Source organism: Algoriphagus sp. Y33 (assembly GCF_014838715.1).
Lineage (GTDB): Bacteria > Bacteroidota > Bacteroidia > Cytophagales > Cyclobacteriaceae > Algoriphagus.
The window spans coordinates 4,724,310-4,742,378 of record NZ_CP061947.1; the positions used below are offsets into that span (position 1 = coordinate 4,724,310).

Here is an 18,069-nt window from a genome sequence, read left to right on the forward strand (position 1 = left end):
GGTTAGGCGTTGGTAATTTCCCGGAAAATCAACTCCAGATTTTTTTTACTTTGATTTAGACTCACCAAGTTTAACGAACGCTCATGTAGGATTTGCATAATAGATTTTCTGGCTAAAGCAGGATCTGTCGTTGAAATAAGCAATTCCGTTTTTCCTTTTGAGCCAAAATCTATCATACCCACGTTTGCGAACCATTCAAGCACCAGCTCTTCTTCCGTCTCCAGAATCAAAATCGTTTCATCTGCGTTGGATTTTAGGTTGGAAAGTGAATCCGAAGCAAGTATTTTGCCTTTGTTGATGATCACCACATCGTGGCAAATTGCCTCTACTTCCTGCATAATATGCGTAGAAAGGATTAGTGTCTTATCCTTTGCCACTTCTTGGATCAAACTTCGGATTTCCACCAATTGATTAGGATCTAATCCTGTCGTAGGCTCATCCAAGATAATCACCTGAGGATCATGGATTAAAGCACGGGCCAGACCTACCCGCTGCCGATAACCTTTAGAAAGTTGTCCTATTTTCTTATGCTGTTCCGGTGCTAGACCTGTGCGATACAGCATTTCCTTGGTTCTTGATTTTAGTTTCGCTCCGGATAGCCCGTATAATCCCCCTGAAAATTCCAGAAACTCCCGCACATACATATCAAGGTAAAGTGGATTATGCTCCGGCAAGTATCCAATCAGTGGACTGACTTCTTTGGGTAAATTGACTGCATCCTTTCCCATTACCATCACTCTCCCCGAAGCAGGAGATAAAAATCCTGTAATGATCTTCATCGTGGTAGATTTTCCCGCTCCATTTGGCCCCAGAAAACCAAGAATCCTTCCAGGTGTAGCGGAAAAAGACACTTCATCAAGTGCTTTTTGGGCTCCGTACAGTTTGGTGAGTTGGGATACTTCGAGTGACATGCAGCTTTTTTGGTCAGTCAAAAGTAAGGAAAAAATGTAGTTTTCATTTGTTGGAACAGATATGTCATTTATTATCAAATAGGTCGTTGTAATTTCTGCCCCTCTCTATAACAAAATGAGGCCGCCTCATAACTCATAAAAGGCTTGAGCAAGAAAGGGAATAAAATGACACTTTCCCCGCACACAGACTGGCCTCCCGAATCGCTTCGCTTGAAACATCCCCTATTTCCTTCCCCCGCAATCTGGCTGCTTAACTCAGTAGGGATATTCCTCATCCAGAAACTCCAGCATGTTTTTGGCAAACCCGGAGGAAAAGAAATTATCGGAATTACCCAACAAGACTAATCCTATACCTTTCTCTCGATAAAAGTGACAATATGATCGGGTATCTCCATTATTACCTGAATGGTAGAACCTCATTTCACCAGCGGCCGGCTTATACGGAAAGCCAAGGCTACGGTAAAGCCCATCAGGCTCAGGGGGCAGAGATGTTTGCAAGTCAAGCAGCTCTTGATTTATAGTTTTATTGATATCCATCAGCTCAGCAATAAATTTGGCGTATTCACCTGCTGTGGTATAGAGTCCAGCAGCCGCATCAAATAAATTCGGACTGCCGTGGGGGCCATTGTCCGTGGGAGCTCCGTTACGATGACCATATGCTTTAAATACTTTCATGGAGTCCTGCCAGACAAAACTCATCGGCTCCGCATTCAGCGTGCGCGCAACTTCTTCAAGGAAGTACTCATTCAGCTTGGCATCCGAAACATCCAAAAGATAGGTTAGGACTCTTTTTAGATACTGATATCCTTCTCCCGAATACCCTGATTGGCTTCCGGGTTTAAAGCTAAATTCAAGTAGGTCGGCGGGGTCATCCCTCCAATTGGGCCATCCCGAGCAGTGGGTTAGCACCATTCTGGCTGTTAACGTTTTATACCCATAATCGGAATAATCCACCTCCCTGTCCATAAAGTAAGTATAAACCGGAGTATCCAAACCCAATGCTCCCCGCTCTACAAATTTCAGCACGAAATATGCAAATAGAGGTTTAGATAATGAGCAGGCTTCAAAAAGGGTACGTTTATTCACCTGTTCCCCTGTAAGCAGATTTTTGACACCAAAGTTTCCGGCATAGACAACTGATTTGTTGTTGATGATAGCAAGTGAAAGACCGGGTACCTCAAGAGTATCCATCTGCAGGGTGATAAACCTTTCCAGTTCGGCGACCCCAATCTTTCTTCCCGTAATTGTTTCAACAGCCGTTTGTTGGGCATTAAGCGGATAAATCAGGAAGCCGGTCAAAAGCGGTAAAATCATGCAGGAAAGCAGTATGGGATTCATTCCTTTATCCATCTCAGCTGATTGAGATTAAGGCTCGTAATTTCTGATCGGGAACCAACATTAAACCGGTAATGTATCTCATGTCCTCCATTGGCGGCTACGGTCAGTGAATTGTTGCCGGAAAAGACCAACGGCTGATCCGGCAAAATTTCATCTAGGTAGGTTGAATAAAGATTCCCGTCTTTTAAGTATATTTTCAAGCTGTCAAAACCGCCTTCCAATACATAAGTGCCAACATATTTCTGTGGCTCGGTGACCGGTTTTTTAATAAACATGGGTACGATCAGTTCCGCGATATAATCGTTTATCCTGTTAAATTGAAAATCGGTCGTATTGGCCAGCACGACCCATCCGATCTTTAACTCCGGATTGAATATGATTTCGCTGCGTGCTCCCAGCATTGACCCCTCGTGTACGATAAAGGGGTAATTTCGTAACCATCCTATACCTAAACGCTGCATCATTCTCAGGCTCTTACCCGAAAGTATCGGATTGTTCTCATCGAACTGGGAGCTGATGAATTTGGCAAGATCCGATGCTGTCGAATACATCCCTCCCGCATACACCATTGAATTGGGATAATAGTCAGGGATTTTGATGAATCCCTCTTCCTCACCTGCATAGAAATAGCCTTTGGCAATTGTGTTTTCCCCTGAGCTGAACGTACCGAATCCTGTGTCCGAAAGCTTTAGAGGCTTGCAGATTTTCGAAAGTACATATTCCTCGTATCCTGTTGCCGCAGCCCGCTCCAGCCCCAAGCCAAGAAGACTGTAACCAAGGTTGGAATAGTGACGGGTGTTCCCGTTCAAAAACCGGTATTCAGGATGTTCTTTATCGACATACTGAAGTGAGCGAATAAACGCTTCCATCGTCGCTGACTGGATAGGCCCAAGGTCATTTTTGCTCAATAGCCATTTGTCGATTTGTTTGGCAAAATCCACATCCGCAGGGGAATTCCGCGGAAGTCCTGAATTATGGGTTGCAAGTTCTAGAAACGTAGTGTAGGTATCGGCTTGTTCTGTGCGTTTTCCGGAATATTCAGGGACAAATTTTCTCACGTCATCATCCAAGTCGACAACCCCCCGTTCCCATAACTGCATGAACATAGTTGCAGTAAATATCTTGGTGATGGACTGGATTTGGTATTTGGAATTGATAGTCGCCGGAATTTCTTTTTCCAAATCGGTATAGCCCTGTGCTTCGCTGAAGATAATATCATTTCCACAGACAATTGCCACGACGATACTGGGCGAATGGTACCTGACCTGAAACCCCTTTACACCCAGCCTTAACTGGACTTGAATGGAATCGTTTAGTATCTTTTGAGCTTCAACCCTACTGGGCAAGAACATAGGGAGCATGATAAGGAATAAATTTAGTCTGAGCTTCATAGCAAAATTATTTTTCAACAAAACTAGACTAAGTATGTCACCCCGGATCACGGCAGTGAATGCCATTTTTATGACAAAAGTATGACAAGATCGATTAACCGGCAGTTTTACAGGATGTTTGGAACAAAAGCAAGTATAATCCTCCCCTTATTAATATTCCTGGCAGTAAGCAGCATAATCACAATCAGCAGGATCGCCTGTATCAGATAATACCACACAAACAGGGGGATTTCCAAAACGTCTCCGATTTTGAAAAGATAGAGATCAATAACCGGTATAAATATCATCATGGTTATTGTGACAAACGACCATAGGATCTGAAAACTTAAGATTTTCAAAGCAGCCTTTTTGTCATGGGGAAGCGATAGTGATTTTCTAAAAATGAAGTACAAAATTGCAGGAAACGCCAAATTCAAGAATGGGAAAAACAAAACAGAAATAGTGCTGAAGTTGATATACTTCAACCGTACATCATAGATTCCTCTAATCAGGTTTGTACCCGCAGTTGCTTCAGCCGGTTTAGTCCCATCGGGATCAACATCCCTGTCAGCCATCAAATCTTCAGGACTGATATCAAGTGACTTACACAGTGCCCTGATGACAAAAGGGCTGCCGGAAGACATTCCGCTTTCAATCCGCTGTACCGTCCTGAGAGAAATTCCCGATTGATCGGCAAGTTCGCTCTGGGACAATTGCCGTTGCAACCGATACTCTTTTAGCTTTCTTTTCAAAACTCCTTGTATTTATCCTGATAAGTTACTTACATAAGCTACGAATATCAATACGTTAATTATATGTACCCGGCCTAAATCCTGATGGACAAGCCGATTGCTTTTGATTTCAACTATTGGAATCAATATATATTCTCCAATTCCAGTCAGTCTGTTTTCGCATATAAGAAGATATTTCCGTCTCCTTGAATGTCTGCGGGGCATTTTCCTAATAGTCGATCCTAGGGTGTATTTTGGGAAAATGCCGGGAAAGTTGGGAGGATTTGCTGCTTTGTGCAGAAAAATAAAATTAAAATCTGAGACAGGACATCATGCATCCTCTCAGGTGGGATGTCAAGTGGTTGAAATTTATAGTTTGCCTTATCTTCATTTCCTCATGTCCGCCAGTATTTTAAAAATAGCTAAGGACTAATAAAGAACAGCAGTACTATCTCTCCCGATGGGAAGGTAATCAACAGCTTTTTGACCAGCTACTCTAATGACCGGAATATGTTATTTTTTAGTGTTACCTGTTGTGCCCTATTTTAAGAATTACAAAATGGATTTCTCATTTGAAATTGATGAGCAATAACTTGTGCTAATTATTGGATATTTATCTCCTATAGATGCATAGAAATCAAACTGAGTAAGATCTTCATAACCCTCCTTTTTGTATTTTATCTCTTGCTTTATTGTTTCTTCGCAATCCCAATGCTTTTTATAACCAATCCCAAAAATGACGTATTTCTCACCTATTTTAAAGGTATGAGTGCAAATTCCATTGCTCCGCTAGTCAATAATAACTTGTTTAATTACGTCCTTTTATCATTGAATCAATCTTAAAAAGCACATTATTTCAAGAACTAAAAGACATCTGCAATAAAAGGATTTTTGGATATAAAGCCAGCCGCTCCCGACAATCAACAATTCTGAAATGCAGTTTCAGATGGTGGAGTAAAACATAGGTTGTCTTTCTAGGCAGTCATGGTTAGGTTTTAATAAATCAAATATTGCCACAGTCATGAAACTCATTTTTCCCACAGATCCTATAAGCAGCGTAGAGATTCCAAGTGATTACCCCATCCCTCCCATCGGAGAGGAATTTTATACCCGTTTCGAAACTCTTATAGGCTCTCAGGGCTAAAATGAGTTGGGAATCATTTTTTTTGCGTTGCCTTACCCTACTATCATTACCTATTTGCAATTGGTTTTTCTAAGTTTACAGCGGCTTAGATCCGCTGTAGACCCCTTTTATAATCCCTGGCAATGACTAAATAATTTTCAGTGTATGGATTTCTTCTCCTTTGATATCAAACTGATAAGTTAACACAAGAGGACTTCCGGGAAAACTCCCCGAGATTTCAGCTCTTAATATCTGATTGTCAGCCAAATATTCAATGGGTTGCATTACGGTTTTATAAGCATTATTTGCCTCCTCAATCCAGTCTTTAATTTCTTTTCTCCCGTTGTGCGTTTTTCCTTCGTCATAGACAATGGCTGTTTCAGCAAAACAATGGGAATATGCCATACTGTCAAAATTGTTTTGAGCCGCTATTAGGCCTGCCACTACTTTTGGTAAATGATTCATAATCTGATTTTTATAGGTTAATAAAATTAAATTGTGGGAATGCTTCCTCCGTCAATTACGAATTCTGTTCCGGTGAGATAATTGGCTCTTGGTGACACCAAAAAGCCTACAAACTCAGCGACTTCAGCAGGATCTGCAGGGCGGTCAATAGGTATTCCTCCCAGTGCTTCCATGACACTTTGGGTAGCCTCCTCTATGGTAATGCGGGAACTTGCAGAAATCCGCTCCATCATCCTAGGGGAAGAGTCAGTCATTATCCATCCCTGTGAGACTGTTAATACCCTTATTCCCTTTGGCGAGACTTCCTTTGAAAGCCCTTTGCTATAATTGATCAATCCTGCTTTGGCAGCAGCATAAGGCAAAGTGGAGTCGTATAATGGCAATCTCCCTTGAATAGAGGCGATGTGCAGGATCACTCCGCTGTGTTGATTCAGCATTTGTGGTAAAAACGCCCTGTCCAATCGTACAGGTGCCAGTAAATTCGCATGGATTGTATTTTTCCAATCCTCATCGGTCAATACAGAAAATCCACCGCCTTTTGTTTCGGATCCTCCCAGTGAATTAATGAGAATATCCAACTTCCCGAATGTGGATAAAACTTCTTCAGCCACCTTTTGGGCAGCATCCGGTTTGGACAGATCAGCGGATATAAAACATTGGTCCTTAAGCTCATATTCAGGCCTATTACGGGCGGTTATGATTACGGTCGCCCCTGCACGTTGAAGCCGTGCCGCTATGGCATATCCAGTGCCTTTTGTCCCGCCTGTTACCAAGGCTATTTTGCCTGACAATTCGTTATTGAAATTAAACTGCTCATCCATTTCTTTTCTTTTGGACAAATTTCAGGCATATGTACAGCCTGCACAAGTACGGGAAATAAGATTCATATAGGGATAAATTTTTCCCCTATGGTTCATTAAATAACATAGGCTTATTTTTGCCCCATGTATGAAAGAAAAATCATCCCAAACCTGTCCTGCGGTCTGGATTTGATCGGAGAAGTACTTTACGGCAAATGGAAAATCCGCCTGTTGTGGTTCATCAATGAAGGACACATGCGCCCCAGCGAATTGCAGCGTAAGATTCCGGATGCGAGCAGAAGGGTATTGAACATCCAATTGAAAGAGCTGGAAGAGCAGGAACTGATAGCAAAGAAAATTTATGCTGTAGTTCCTCCGAAGGTGGAATATTCATTAACGGATTTTGGAAAAACACTTATCCCTGTTATTTCCGCTTTGGGTGAATGGGGGGATAAGAATGAAGAAAAACTGCGTGAAGTAATAATGAAACGCTTTAACTCCAATAGTCAATAACTTCTCCAACCCGATTCATAAAGCAAACATTGGCATGAAACTTAAGCGGCTAATCACCATTCTTTTAAGCGTTATCTTTAATAAATTCTCTGCCCAGACCAACACGTAACGGAGCTCTTCAAATCCAGCTTCCACCCTCCAATGCCATGATTCTATTGAACACAAATGATGCAATGATACTTAATGCTAATGCTGCATGTTTATTTGATTGCATCGATTCAATGATTGTTAATGCCATAATTTATTTTTTGAATATTATTTCTTGGAAAAAAATAAACACACGAAGTTGAATCAGTTTCCTTCGTGTGTTTATATTTAAGCAGCTGTTTAAATGCTTATTGTTTAGCAAACTTTTCCAACTCAGTATTGAATTTATCCATCTCTTCTAAAAATAAGACATGTCCGCTATTTTCAAATTGAATGATTGTTGAGTTTTTAATGCCTTTGTTAAGTTCTTCGGAAAATGCAAATGGACATAATTTGTCTTGAGTGCCATGGAATATAGCGGTAGGAATTTTAATTTTTGAAAGTTCAGGTCGCAAATCAAGGTCTTTCAAAGCACTTATTGATTCTGTTACAGCATAAGGAGAGGCTTCTAAATTGATGTTTTCCAGCCATTTTTCCACATTTTTAGAAATATTCCCCTCTTTGCCAACAAACGCACTACCAAGCCCTGCAATTAAATCTTCTCTTGCGGTCATGGTTTGAACAATTAATCCATCGACATCCGCATCTGAAATACCATATGGCGATCCTTCTCTCTGTTTCCAGGAAGGTGCGGCAGCACCAAAAAGAGCAAGTTTGCTCACGTGAGCAGCATCGTATTTTGTGACGTAATGCAACACTACGGCACCGCCCATAGAGAAACCACCCAATACTGCATTACTAATTTTCAGTTTTTCCAAAACCACTTTAATATCGTCCGAAAAAACATCAAAGTCATAACGTCCATAAGGCTTATCTGATTTTCCAAAACCTCTCAGGGTAATGCCAATAACCCGGAATCCCTTACGGCTTAAATATTGGTATTGATACTCATACATCTCATCACTCAATGGCCACCCGTGAATCAATACTATAGGTTGACCTTCACCCAGGTCGGTTACATGAAGTTTCACCCCTCTTTCTACTTCTATATACTCTGCTCTTCCTACCGAAGCATTTGGTCTTTTACTTTGTGCTATTACGCTGTTATAGAAAAGGGAACCCAAGAGTACGATTGCTACAATCGACTTTTTCATTTTGATATGTTTTAAATGTTACTAGTAACTTGATAAGGCAAAGTAGAAGCGAGAAGGGCTAGCTTTCAATGGTCGCTTTTCGCTTTACATTATGCCTTTTCTTTTTAAGAGTTAATGAATTCTAGCATGTCTTTGTTTATAGTAGCGGCTTCAGTGGTGGGCATACCATGAGAAAAACCGGGATAAATTATTAAGGTCCCATTTTTTAAAAGCCTATGCGCTTTTATTGCTGTAGTTTCGAAAGGAACAATTTGGTCATCATCGCCATGAAGTACCAGAACAGGGATGTCCACACTTTTTAAATCTTCAGTAAAATCGGTTTCCGAAAATACTTCTATACAATCATATTGGGCTTTAATTCCTCCCATCATTCCCTGTCTCCACCAGTTATCTTGGATTCCTTTTTTAACATCGGCACCTTTTCTGTTATAGCCATAAAATGGAATGGTTAGGTCTTGGTAAAACTGTTGCCTGTTGTGCTGCGTATTAAAACGAATGTCATCAAAGACAGCCAATGGCACTCCTTCAGGATTGTTTTCATCGGCAATCATATAAGGAGTAACCGCACTTATCAAAACCACTTTGGCTACACGGTCTTTGCCATATTGTGCGGCATATCGAATGGCTTCCCCGCCTCCGGTCGAATGTCCTACATGAATTACATTTTTAAGGTCTAAAAACGCTACTAATTCTGCTACATCGGCCGCATAGGTATTCATGTCATTTCCTTGGAAGGTTTGGGTTGAACGCCCATGTCCACGTCGGTCATGTGCAATCACTCTAAATCCCTTTTCCAAGAAAAACATCATTTGTGCATCCCAATCATCTGATGACAGTGGCCATCCATGGTGAAAGAAAATAGGCTGGCCTGTTCCTAAATCTTTGAAATAAATTTCTGTGCCGTCTTTTACTGTTAACTTGTTCATGATTTTTATATTTAAATGTTAGTAATAATTTGATGAAGCAAATTTGCGGTAAATGTCAAAGCGCAAAAATGGACGGTTTTCGCTTTGCATTGCACTTTTTCCCCTTAATCAAAAAAAGATAGATTTATATAGGTTTAGAGGTTGTTTCAATAAAAAAAGCAAGGCAACAATGCCCTGCTTTACCTATAATTATGTATTTAATTAAGCTCTAAAATTGCTTTCTAAAAGAACCGGGAGAAAGGCCAGTGTGCTTAGTGAAAAAACGAATAAAATAGGCATCATCTTCATAATTGAGGCTATATGCAATTTCCTTGACCGTCATTGTGGTATGGGCCAACAGGCGTTTGCTTTCCAGTATAATCCGTTTTTTGATGATGTCATTGGGAGTGCTTTTGCTGACCAATCCAATCTTTTTGCTTAAGTTTTTGGGTGTCACAAATAATAATTCAGCATAATCCGCGACGGTATGGTGGGTCTTATAGCATTCTTCAACTAATTTGCTAAACCTTCTCAAAAATTGCACATCCGATTGCTGATTTTCATCAGCCAACCGATGTTGCCGTTTCCATATCCGGGTAGATTTGAGTATGATGAGCTTCAATAAAACCCGAAGCATTTCTTCTGTATTAGCATCCTCATTATTCATTTCTGATTGGATTTCCTGAATAATTTTTTGGATGTCCTCCGATTGGGTTTCATCCAAATTAACAAATGGTATTTCAAAAACATTATTGTATAATATGCCATCACAGGCTACTTCCTGATCGTGAATCTCTATACAGTAAAAATCCCTGTTAAAATAGATTAATTGGCCGTCAACCGTTTCACAGGGCTTTACAATCACTTTTGGATTGATAAACAAAAGTGTATCGGATTCCATTTTGAATTCCTGAAAATCTACTTGGATGATGGCATTTTTCGGAATGAATACAATTTTGATATGCCCGTCTATTGATGCTAGCATGTTTTCAGCAAGAGCCATCTTGCTGAATTCCAGATTTCCAAATTGTTTATATGAAAATTGTTTTAACATGTTTTCAAATTTAATGAAAAAGGGATTTAACGAATGAATGCTGTAATCTAAAGTACGGTTTGAATGATAACTTCCACTGCTATGGACAGCTGATGAAGTAAATGAGTTCAGCTCCTCCCATCTAATACGCTCATTTTACTATCAGAACGGAAATGCTCGTGATGATTTCCGGATTTAAGCTCGAATCACTTTGTTCTCCAGGTTGAAATATTGGGATAGATTCTCCCACCCCCAACACAGTCAACCGGTAATTGGAGAATTCCATCCATTGTCTGATGGATTTGGCTAAAGCCACGTTCCTATTGAGAGTGATGGAGATTTCGACGATCTCATTCCATAACTTTTATAGATTTCACACATTTTTTCAATCATTCTCGATTTTCGTTCTGCTTGTACGACACCCGGCGATTTGAATAAACCCATGATTTACGGTGTTTAGTTTAGTATTGTCATAGACTTTCAACACTGCTTACAGGACCAATAAGGGGAGTCTGAGCCGGATTAGCTATTCCATAGATGACTACTACACCGGAGCCTCCACCCCATGTCGAAGAGGTCCGGTCGGGTTGCGATTCCATTACGGTCTGAGGCAAGTTCCAGTTATTGGCACACCAGAGATTGCCTGCCTGATCAACGACTACATCGGTCAGCATCTGAATACTGCCGGAATGAATGGTGTGAATCAAATCTCCTGTCTTAAAAGTCTCGGTACGTCCGCTTGGTGAAGCACCTGCCATGAACGAAACTCCCCTACCCATAAAGTTGGCAACCCAGACATCATCATTGCCATCCACTGATACGCCCCAAGGAGCACTCAGTTCACCGTCTCCATAAGCTGTTAAATTGGATGCGTGAGTGGTCGGGTCAACCGTGTCGATCGGATTGGCATCGGAAGGAATCATGAAGACGGAACCGGTTATATGCTTGCGCCCCAGTGTCTGTTCGAGATGTGGATAGCCAAGTGCAAACCCCTCAATAATGGAAACGCCGTCTGTAGGGGTTGTAGAAGGGAAGTCTGGGCTTGTATTACAGGCTACCCAGCAATTACTTTTCGCTTCTGCTGTCACTACATGCTCACCAATCGAATCTTTCTTATTCGCCTCCCACAATTTCACCGTTGCGGTAACAACATTGGATTGGTTAAATGATAACTTTCCCTGAAGATTAATTTGATTAGACATAACTTAAATTTTAACAGTTAATTTCAATATAAAAATTATTTAGTTCTTATGTGAAGTAAAGAATATGGTCCCTTTTTATAGCCGGTTCGCTGTGAGTAGAACTCATTGCCTATAGTTCATTTAATGATGCCAAGTAGCTTATCGCCTCAATTCCCAGCTTTTTATGGCTGTTAATTCTCTCTAAGCCATAAAATCCGTCATACCTCAAGATCAGTATTTTACGAGCTGCAAATCAATTTACAAGTTCCAAACAACTTGCAACAGCCCAGAGGTCGTTTCCCGGGGGTAAACCCGGAAGGATGGGATATAAAGTTGGCATAGTCTACCTCACCCTACACACCTGCCCTAAATAAGCCTGCTCAGTCACAAAACAATTCAGTGACTTGGTTTTTGAAAGCTTATCTTTCCCGTATCACTTCGATCCTGCCCCACATTTGGATTAAGGATAAGAAGTAGGCTAGCCGTTTCCAAAAACTAAAAGGCTTATGCAATAAGAGAAATAAAACGACATCAAAACATACCCTATACAGGGTATTTATCGTGAAATTGGGAGAAAAGTAAGGTGGAATTAGCGTTTTTTTTCAGAAAATTAGCTCCAAGAATTGGAGGTTTTTCATAATGGATAATGGAAAAATAGGCAAGTCTTGGGACGTGAAAAAAACGTAAATCTTACGATTGCGCCTATTATGGATTTAAGTCCGGATGGGTGGGACAAAATCTTAACTGGGTGATTTTGATTGTACTTGAGCTGCTCGGGTCAGATCAGAATTATGCTGCTTCAGTCTTTTTCCAAATCTTTACAATGCCCCTTATGCAAATAATCATGAGACATACTCCTGATCACATAGGCATAGTAAACTTCCTTCATCTTATTATGATAGTAGCCCCGCTAGGAATCGAACCTAGATCTAGCGTTTAGGAAACGCTTGTTCTATCCGTTGAACTACGGGGCCATTTAGATTTCTGGCGCAAGATAACCCAAAACATTCCTTTTAGACAAATATTCTTTAGCCAACTTATGGCTTTCCAAGGATTTGCCCTATCTTTGCACTCCAAAATTAGGATGGACGGGCTCCATCCACTCACTAAATACATTTAAAATTTATGTCAGTAAAAATCAGATTAGCACGAAGAGGTAGAAGAAAAATGGCTATCTACGACGTGGTTGTAGCTGATGCAAGAGCTCCACGTGATGGACGCTTCATCGAGAAAATTGGATCTTACAATCCAAACACGAATCCTGCTTCTATCAACATCAACAATGAGCGCGCTCTTAAATGGTTGTTGAACGGAGCTCAGCCAACAGACACTGTGAAAGCAATGCTTTCTTACAGAGGTGTGATGCTGAAAAAACACCTTCAGATTGGTGTATTGAAAGGTGCAATCACGCAAGAACAAGCAGATGCAAAATTCGAAGCGTGGCTAAACGAGAAAGACACGAAGATTGCAGGCAAAGCGGAAGGTATCTCTGCTGCTAAAGCGGATGCACGTAAGAAAGCATTGGATGCTGAGACAGCTAAGAATCAGGCTAGACTTGACGCGATCAAAGCAAGAGAAGATGAGCAAAAAGCATTGCTAGCTGCTGCTGAAGCTGCTAACAACCCTGCTCCTGCTGTAGAAGAGGCTGCCGCTGAAGAAACTCCTGCTGCTGAGGCTCCTGCAGAAGAGAACGCCCCTGAATCAGGAGAAGACGAAGCAAAAGCATAATATAAATCCCCATGAATAAGGACCAAAGCTTTCAGTTGGGCTACGTGTCTAAAGTTCATGGACTTCGTGGTGAGGTAATGATCATGTTGGATGTCGATTATCCTGAGGATTATGAGACATTGGAGCATGTATTCTTAGAGCAAAAATCCCGGCTGGTACCGTTTTTCCTGGAGCACTTTGTACTCCAACCCGGAAATAAAGCACTGGCAAAATTCGAGGATTTGGACTCACTCAGCCAGGTAGAAGAGTTGGTTGGACTGGGAGTGTTTCTTCCCTTGACTGCACTGCCTGAACTGAAAGAAGATCAGTATTTCTTCCATGAGTTGGTCGGATTTGAAGTCTTTGACGAGACCAAAGGTCTGATTGGATCTATCCGGATCGTCTACGATCTGGAGACTCAGAATCTCCTCGGGGTTACACACAAGGAAAAAGAAGTACTGATACCCATTCAGGATGGAATTATCCAAAAAGTGGACAAGGCAGCTAAAAAAGTTTACTGCAGATTGCCCGAAGGTTTACTTGAAATTTATCTGGAAGACTAACCCATGCACATTGATATCATCACTGTAGTACCGGGATTGCTGGAAGGACCGTTTGCACACTCCATTCTAAAAAGGGCGGAGGACAAAGGACTGGCCGGTATTCGCGTGATCAATCTACGGGATTATTCAACGGGCAAGCAAAAGCAGGTCGATGACTACGCCTTTGGAGGGGGTGCAGGGATGGTAATGTCCATCGAGCCTATCGCCCGATGTATAGAAGCACTTCAGAAGGAACGCACGTATGATGAGATCATCTACATGACGCCTGATGGAGCCAGGTTCGACCAGCCTATGGCAAATGCACTTTCGCTCCATCAAAACCTGCTGATCCTTTGCGGTCACTACAAGGGTGTGGATGAGCGGGTAAGAGAGTGCTTCATCACCAAGGAAATCAGTATTGGTGACTATGTGCTTTCCGGAGGAGAATTGGCAGCCGCTGTAGTGGCTGATGCGGTGATTCGCCTGATCCCGGGAGTATTGAATGATGAGACCTCTGCATTGACAGATTCTTTCCAAGATGGACTGCTGGCACCTCCGGTGTATACCCGCCCCGCAGATTATGAAGGGATGAAGGTACCTGAGGTATTGCTTTCGGGACATGAAGCCAAGATAAACGAATGGAGATTTGAAGCATCGGTTCGCCGAACCCAAGAAAGAAGACCTGATTTGCTCAGCGAAAAAGGAACTGGGGAAAGCGATGCAGAATCGTATAAGAAGTAATTAAATAAGCCACGCGTTGGCAAACAGCGAAAGCAAAAAAACATAAAGCTATGAGCGATCTAATGAAAATAGTAGAAGCGGAATACAGCGAAGTAAGAGCTAAATTCCCTTCATTCAAAGCTGGCGATACCATCAACGTACACGTACGTATCAAAGAAGGTAGCAAGGAGCGTATCCAGCAGTTCCAAGGAACTGTGATCCAGCGTAGAAACCCTAACTCTAACGGTGAGACTTTCACTGTAAGAAAAATATCCAATGGAATAGGTGTAGAAAGAATCTTCCCTATTATCTCTCCTGCTATCGAGCAAATCGATCTATTGAGACAAGGTAAGGTAAGAAGAGCCCGTCTATTCTACCTAAGAGGACGTCAGGGTAAAGCTGCACGTATCAAGGAAAAGATAAGAGTGAGAAAGTAAGATTTCACACGCTTGAAATCAAAAAGGAACCCGGCAATGGGTTCCTTTTTTTATGTCTTGAGGCCGGTCGTGATGACACGGAGGCTAGCTAAGCTATCAAGCGTCCTGTTTTTTTAACCCCTGAAAACGCTCAAGTTTTCACGTAGGGCACAAACCGGTGAACAAAAAATGATTCCTGGGATAATTTTTTGTTCATTTAACGTTAAATAATTGGCTAACAATAATTTGAGCATCATTTTTATTAAAACATATCGGCTATGAACAATTCCTTTTCCTTCGATCCAAGCTTTCAGATTGCCAAAGTATTTATCCGTCTGGGCATGATTTTCTCTGCTGCCATGGTAGCACTGTTTAGCTACTTGATTTACCTGGCATCACTGGGGATTTTTCAAGAATGGGAGATGGAAATCCATTCAACTTTTAGTGATTTTCCAGTGGATACATCTCCATTCATTTGGCAAATGGCCGCCCTCTCCATTCCGGTTATTGGATTTATTGCAAGCTTTTTTGTGTTGGGCTGGTTGGGAAAAAGAATTCAACTGGAAGATAAAACCCAGAAACTGGTATCGTAACAGGCTTTATTAAAAAGAATGGTGAGTAAGTAATACAGCAGTTCGTGGAGCTGAACCTCGGTATTGGTTTGTTTTAAGCCGCATTATGCATTTCTATTTCGGTCTAATTCAAAATCCAGGCTTAACCTTCAACCAGGACACTAATGGCATCGAACCGCAGTCACTAGTACAGGTGGATGAAAGTGTAAATTGGATCCGGCTTCTGGAGAAGCAGGATAACATGGAGGGGGAATAAGTGATAAAACAGTGCGTGACACAAACGGTGGCAGGCTACGGGAAAGTCACTTTTAACTCTGGTGTCCTCTGTGCAACCCTCTGCAGCAACCGCAGCAAAAAAAGACTTTCCGAAAAATCAAAAAAAAGAGGGCCGAAGCCCTCTGATATAGTTTAGTCCATTCCCAAGAACTCCACATCGAATATTAGAATAGCATCGGGTGGAACTGCTTCACCTTTACCTACATTCTGATAAGCCCATGCGGCAGGAATAATTAATTTAGCCTTGGAACCTGGCCTAAGTCGACTAAATCCAATGCTCCACCCAGGTATAACACTTCCTCCCACTGTGAAGGGGAAGGGCGCATATACCACTTTCTCATCATAGATATCATTATCTTTTGCCACTTGTTCAATATTCGTATCAAATACAGACCCATCACTCATCAGTGAGCCGATGTAGTTAGTATAGACTGAGTTTCCATTAATCGGTCTAGAACCTGTACCCTCTTCTTGTACGATAATTATCACTCCGCGATCGTGGATACGGTATAAGCTATCAATCTCGGCAGTTTCCAGATAATCGGCAATAATAACACTGTCCTTTGCCAGATTGCCCGCTATATCATACGTCGGTCCTGTATCGTAGGGATTATTGGGCTCACAGCTCATAAATATCACTGCTATAGCCAGAAAGAAGAAAATACTAGCTTGTCTTAAAATCATATTATTGCTCTGGTCCAGGAGTTACACTTACTAATTCTAGTTCAAACATAATAGGAGTATTTGAAGGAATCCGTCCATCTGAACTACCTTGTCTGCCATATGCAAACTCAGATGGCATAAACACAGTGGCTTTGTCCCCTACCTCCATTTGCAAGGCTCCAAGCTCAAAGCCCGGAATCAATTGGCCAATACCCAATCGAAAAACAAGGGGCTCATAATCTCTTTGGGAATTAAAAATCCCTGCCTCTTTAGCAATATCTTCAAAGGAAGTATCGAATACTTTATTACTAAGTAATCTTCCCACATAATTCACCTTTAATGTATCCCCAAGACTAACTGTGTCTCTGCTTCCGGATAATTCTTGCCAGATTACTGTAATCCCTCTATTTGCGTCGTAAACTTCTTTGACATTTACAATAGTAGTGGTGTCAAGGTAAGCCTGAATCTCTGCTAAGTCTTCATTGAAGATCACTTCATTGGTAGCATCATCATCAATACAAGACGCAAAAGCGAAACTACCTGCTATCAGGCTTAAAAGGGCAAATACTCTAATTTTCATTGTGCTGGTTTTAGTATTGTTTACTTAGATATGCCTACAATACGTTGCTTATTGCACATCCGCTACATCCACATCAAAAACAAGTACGGAATTGGCAGGAATTTTTGCACCCATGGCATTTTCGCCATAGCCCAATGGAGAAGGAATGATGAATTTTGCTTTAGAACCTTTTTTCAAAAGCAACAATCCTTCATCCCAGCCAGGAATCACCTGACCCATGCCAACAGTCACAGGAAGTGCTTCGTAAGGACGTCCTTCGCTAAACGCATTGTTTTCCTTGGCCAAAGATTCGATGGACGTGTCAAACAATGTTCCGTCTATCAGATAACCCGCATAGTTCACATGCATAGTAGTACCTGCGGAGACCGGTTCACCCGTTCCCTCTTCCTCGATCACATAGTAAAGACCACTTTCAGTCTTTTGTGCTTCAAGACCTTTTTCCTTGATAAAATCTTGGATAATCTTATCTTCTTCTATTAGTCTTTCTTTGGCTCTCTCTTCTCTTTTCACTTCTTCAGCTGCCATTACTTTCTCAAAATACGCCTGAATAGCTTCTTCATTCATGATTTCGAAGGCACCCAAACGTACTTTTACTACATCTTCTTCCTTCATAAATGGAGGAAAATTGTTGCCAAAGATTGTTTTTGCAGTAGATTCAAAGGCGATGCTGTCTCCCTTTCTGAGGCTAAGGAAGATTTCATCCATCCCGTTATTTATTGGCATAGAATCATTTGCCTGCATATATCCCGGAAAAGGCTGCTCAGCGGTAGAATAGATCACAGAATCAGATCCTGTGGTGATCTGAAGATTGTAAAGCAAAAACTCACCGTTTGGTGCTTTTTCATTTCCTTCTTTCACATAGGTATATTCTATGCCGTCTTTTTCTGTGACTTTGGTTTTTTTACATGAAGTCAGGGTACTCGCTCCCACCAAGAGAACAAGGATTGCCAAAAGGCTTTTTGAATTTTTCATCTGATTATAA

At 41.4% G+C, this 18,069-nt stretch carries 20 protein-coding genes and 1 tRNA gene; 7 read left to right on the forward strand and 14 right to left on the reverse strand.

The features are described from left to right. Positions 1 to 2 precede the first annotated feature (2 nt). From gldA to ID165_RS19150, 4 genes are all read right to left on the reverse strand, one after another. Positions 3 to 911: a gliding motility-associated ABC transporter ATP-binding subunit GldA gene (gene gldA, locus ID165_RS19135; protein WP_192347032.1), complete on the reverse strand. Its 909-nt coding sequence runs from the start codon at positions 909 to 911 to the stop codon at positions 3 to 5. Positions 912 to 1,166: 255 nt separating this feature from the next. After that, entirely contained in the window at positions 1,167 to 2,261 is a 1,095-nt protein-coding gene (locus tag ID165_RS19140; RefSeq protein ID WP_192347033.1) for a serine hydrolase, read from the reverse strand. Beyond that, positions 2,246 to 3,640: a serine hydrolase gene (locus tag ID165_RS19145; RefSeq protein ID WP_192347034.1), complete on the reverse strand. Its 1,395-nt coding sequence runs from the start codon at positions 3,638 to 3,640 to the stop codon at positions 2,246 to 2,248. Before ID165_RS19145 ends, ID165_RS19140 begins: the two co-directional genes overlap by 16 nt. Before the next feature lie 107 nt (positions 3,641 to 3,747). Next, complete coding sequence (locus ID165_RS19150) at positions 3,748 to 4,371, reverse strand: helix-turn-helix domain-containing protein (protein ID WP_192347035.1); 624 nt, start codon at positions 4,369 to 4,371, stop codon at positions 3,748 to 3,750. Between the two features lie 1,000 nt (positions 4,372 to 5,371). Here ID165_RS19150 and ID165_RS26955 point away from each other — a divergent pair. Beyond that, complete coding sequence (locus tag ID165_RS26955; RefSeq protein ID WP_255505055.1) at positions 5,372 to 5,494, forward strand: hypothetical protein; 123 nt, start codon at positions 5,372 to 5,374, stop codon at positions 5,492 to 5,494. Between the two features lie 126 nt (positions 5,495 to 5,620). Here ID165_RS26955 and ID165_RS19155 read toward each other — a convergent pair whose 3' ends face one another. Together ID165_RS19155 and ID165_RS19160 are read right to left on the reverse strand one after the other, a co-directional pair. After that, positions 5,621 to 5,938 carry a nuclear transport factor 2 family protein gene (locus ID165_RS19155; protein ID WP_192347036.1) on the reverse strand — a complete coding sequence of 106 codons (318 nt, stop codon included), beginning with the start codon at positions 5,936 to 5,938 and terminating at the stop codon, positions 5,621 to 5,623. A 26-nt stretch (positions 5,939 to 5,964) separates the two neighbouring features. After that, entirely contained in the window at positions 5,965 to 6,759 is a 795-nt protein-coding gene (locus ID165_RS19160; RefSeq protein ID WP_192347037.1) for an SDR family oxidoreductase, read from the reverse strand. 123 nt (positions 6,760 to 6,882) lie between these two features. Here ID165_RS19160 and ID165_RS19165 point away from each other — a divergent pair, with 123 nt between their 5' ends. Continuing rightward, positions 6,883 to 7,251 (forward strand): helix-turn-helix domain-containing protein, encoded by a 369-nt coding sequence (locus ID165_RS19165; RefSeq protein ID WP_192347038.1) that lies wholly within the window; start codon positions 6,883 to 6,885, stop codon positions 7,249 to 7,251. A 335-nt stretch (positions 7,252 to 7,586) separates the two neighbouring features. Here ID165_RS19165 and ID165_RS19170 read toward each other — a convergent pair whose 3' ends face one another. From ID165_RS19170 to ID165_RS19190, 5 genes are all read right to left on the reverse strand, one after another. Beyond that, positions 7,587 to 8,492 (reverse strand): alpha/beta fold hydrolase, encoded by a 906-nt coding sequence (locus tag ID165_RS19170; RefSeq protein WP_192347039.1) that lies wholly within the window; start codon positions 8,490 to 8,492, stop codon positions 7,587 to 7,589. Positions 8,493 to 8,596: 104 nt separating this feature from the next. Then, a complete protein-coding gene (locus ID165_RS19175) occupies positions 8,597 to 9,418 on the reverse strand; it encodes an alpha/beta fold hydrolase (RefSeq protein ID WP_192347040.1) in 822 nt (273 codons plus the stop codon). 208 nt (positions 9,419 to 9,626) lie between these two features. Beyond that, positions 9,627 to 10,451, reverse strand: coding sequence for a helix-turn-helix domain-containing protein (locus ID165_RS19180; RefSeq protein WP_192347041.1), 825 nt, complete (start codon positions 10,449 to 10,451; stop codon positions 9,627 to 9,629). A 449-nt stretch (positions 10,452 to 10,900) separates the two neighbouring features. Next, on the reverse strand, positions 10,901 to 11,632 hold the full coding sequence (locus ID165_RS19185; RefSeq protein ID WP_192347042.1) for a hypothetical protein: 732 nt from the start codon (positions 11,630 to 11,632) through the stop codon (positions 10,901 to 10,903). A gap of 881 nt (positions 11,633 to 12,513) precedes the next feature. Then, positions 12,514 to 12,585 (reverse strand) — tRNA-Arg (locus ID165_RS19190). Between the two features lie 151 nt (positions 12,586 to 12,736). On the opposite strand from ID165_RS19190, the gene ID165_RS19195 reads away from it, so the two are divergent. From ID165_RS19195 to ID165_RS19215, 5 genes are all read left to right on the forward strand, one after another. Next, entirely contained in the window at positions 12,737 to 13,339 is a 603-nt protein-coding gene (locus tag ID165_RS19195; protein WP_192347043.1) for a 30S ribosomal protein S16, read from the forward strand. A gap of 11 nt (positions 13,340 to 13,350) precedes the next feature. Continuing rightward, positions 13,351 to 13,881: a ribosome maturation factor RimM gene (rimM, locus tag ID165_RS19200; protein ID WP_192347044.1), complete on the forward strand. Its 531-nt coding sequence runs from the start codon at positions 13,351 to 13,353 to the stop codon at positions 13,879 to 13,881. 3 nt (positions 13,882 to 13,884) lie between these two features. Continuing rightward, positions 13,885 to 14,601 (forward strand): tRNA (guanosine(37)-N1)-methyltransferase TrmD, encoded by a 717-nt coding sequence (trmD, locus tag ID165_RS19205; protein ID WP_192347045.1) that lies wholly within the window; start codon positions 13,885 to 13,887, stop codon positions 14,599 to 14,601. A 50-nt stretch (positions 14,602 to 14,651) separates the two neighbouring features. Continuing rightward, positions 14,652 to 15,017, forward strand: a complete 366-nt coding sequence (rplS, locus tag ID165_RS19210) for a 50S ribosomal protein L19 (protein ID WP_091692379.1) — start codon at positions 14,652 to 14,654, stop codon at positions 15,015 to 15,017. A gap of 257 nt (positions 15,018 to 15,274) precedes the next feature. Continuing rightward, positions 15,275 to 15,589, forward strand: coding sequence for a hypothetical protein (locus tag ID165_RS19215; protein ID WP_192347046.1), 315 nt, complete (start codon positions 15,275 to 15,277; stop codon positions 15,587 to 15,589). Positions 15,590 to 15,976: 387 nt separating this feature from the next. Here ID165_RS19215 and ID165_RS19220 read toward each other — a convergent pair whose 3' ends face one another. From ID165_RS19220 to ID165_RS19230, 3 genes are read right to left on the reverse strand one after another with little or no spacing between them, the layout of a single operon-like run. Continuing rightward, the gene (locus ID165_RS19220) at positions 15,977 to 16,528 is read right to left on the reverse strand and encodes an FKBP-type peptidyl-prolyl cis-trans isomerase (protein ID WP_225586837.1); all 552 of its coding nucleotides are present in this window, start codon (positions 16,526 to 16,528) and stop codon (positions 15,977 to 15,979) included. A gap of 1 nt (position 16,529) precedes the next feature. Continuing rightward, positions 16,530 to 17,087: an FKBP-type peptidyl-prolyl cis-trans isomerase gene (locus ID165_RS19225; RefSeq protein ID WP_192347047.1), complete on the reverse strand. Its 558-nt coding sequence runs from the start codon at positions 17,085 to 17,087 to the stop codon at positions 16,530 to 16,532. Between the two features lie 48 nt (positions 17,088 to 17,135). Beyond that, on the reverse strand, positions 17,136 to 18,059 hold the full coding sequence (locus ID165_RS19230; protein ID WP_192347048.1) for an FKBP-type peptidyl-prolyl cis-trans isomerase: 924 nt from the start codon (positions 18,057 to 18,059) through the stop codon (positions 17,136 to 17,138). Between the last annotated feature and the right edge of the window lie 10 nt (positions 18,060 to 18,069).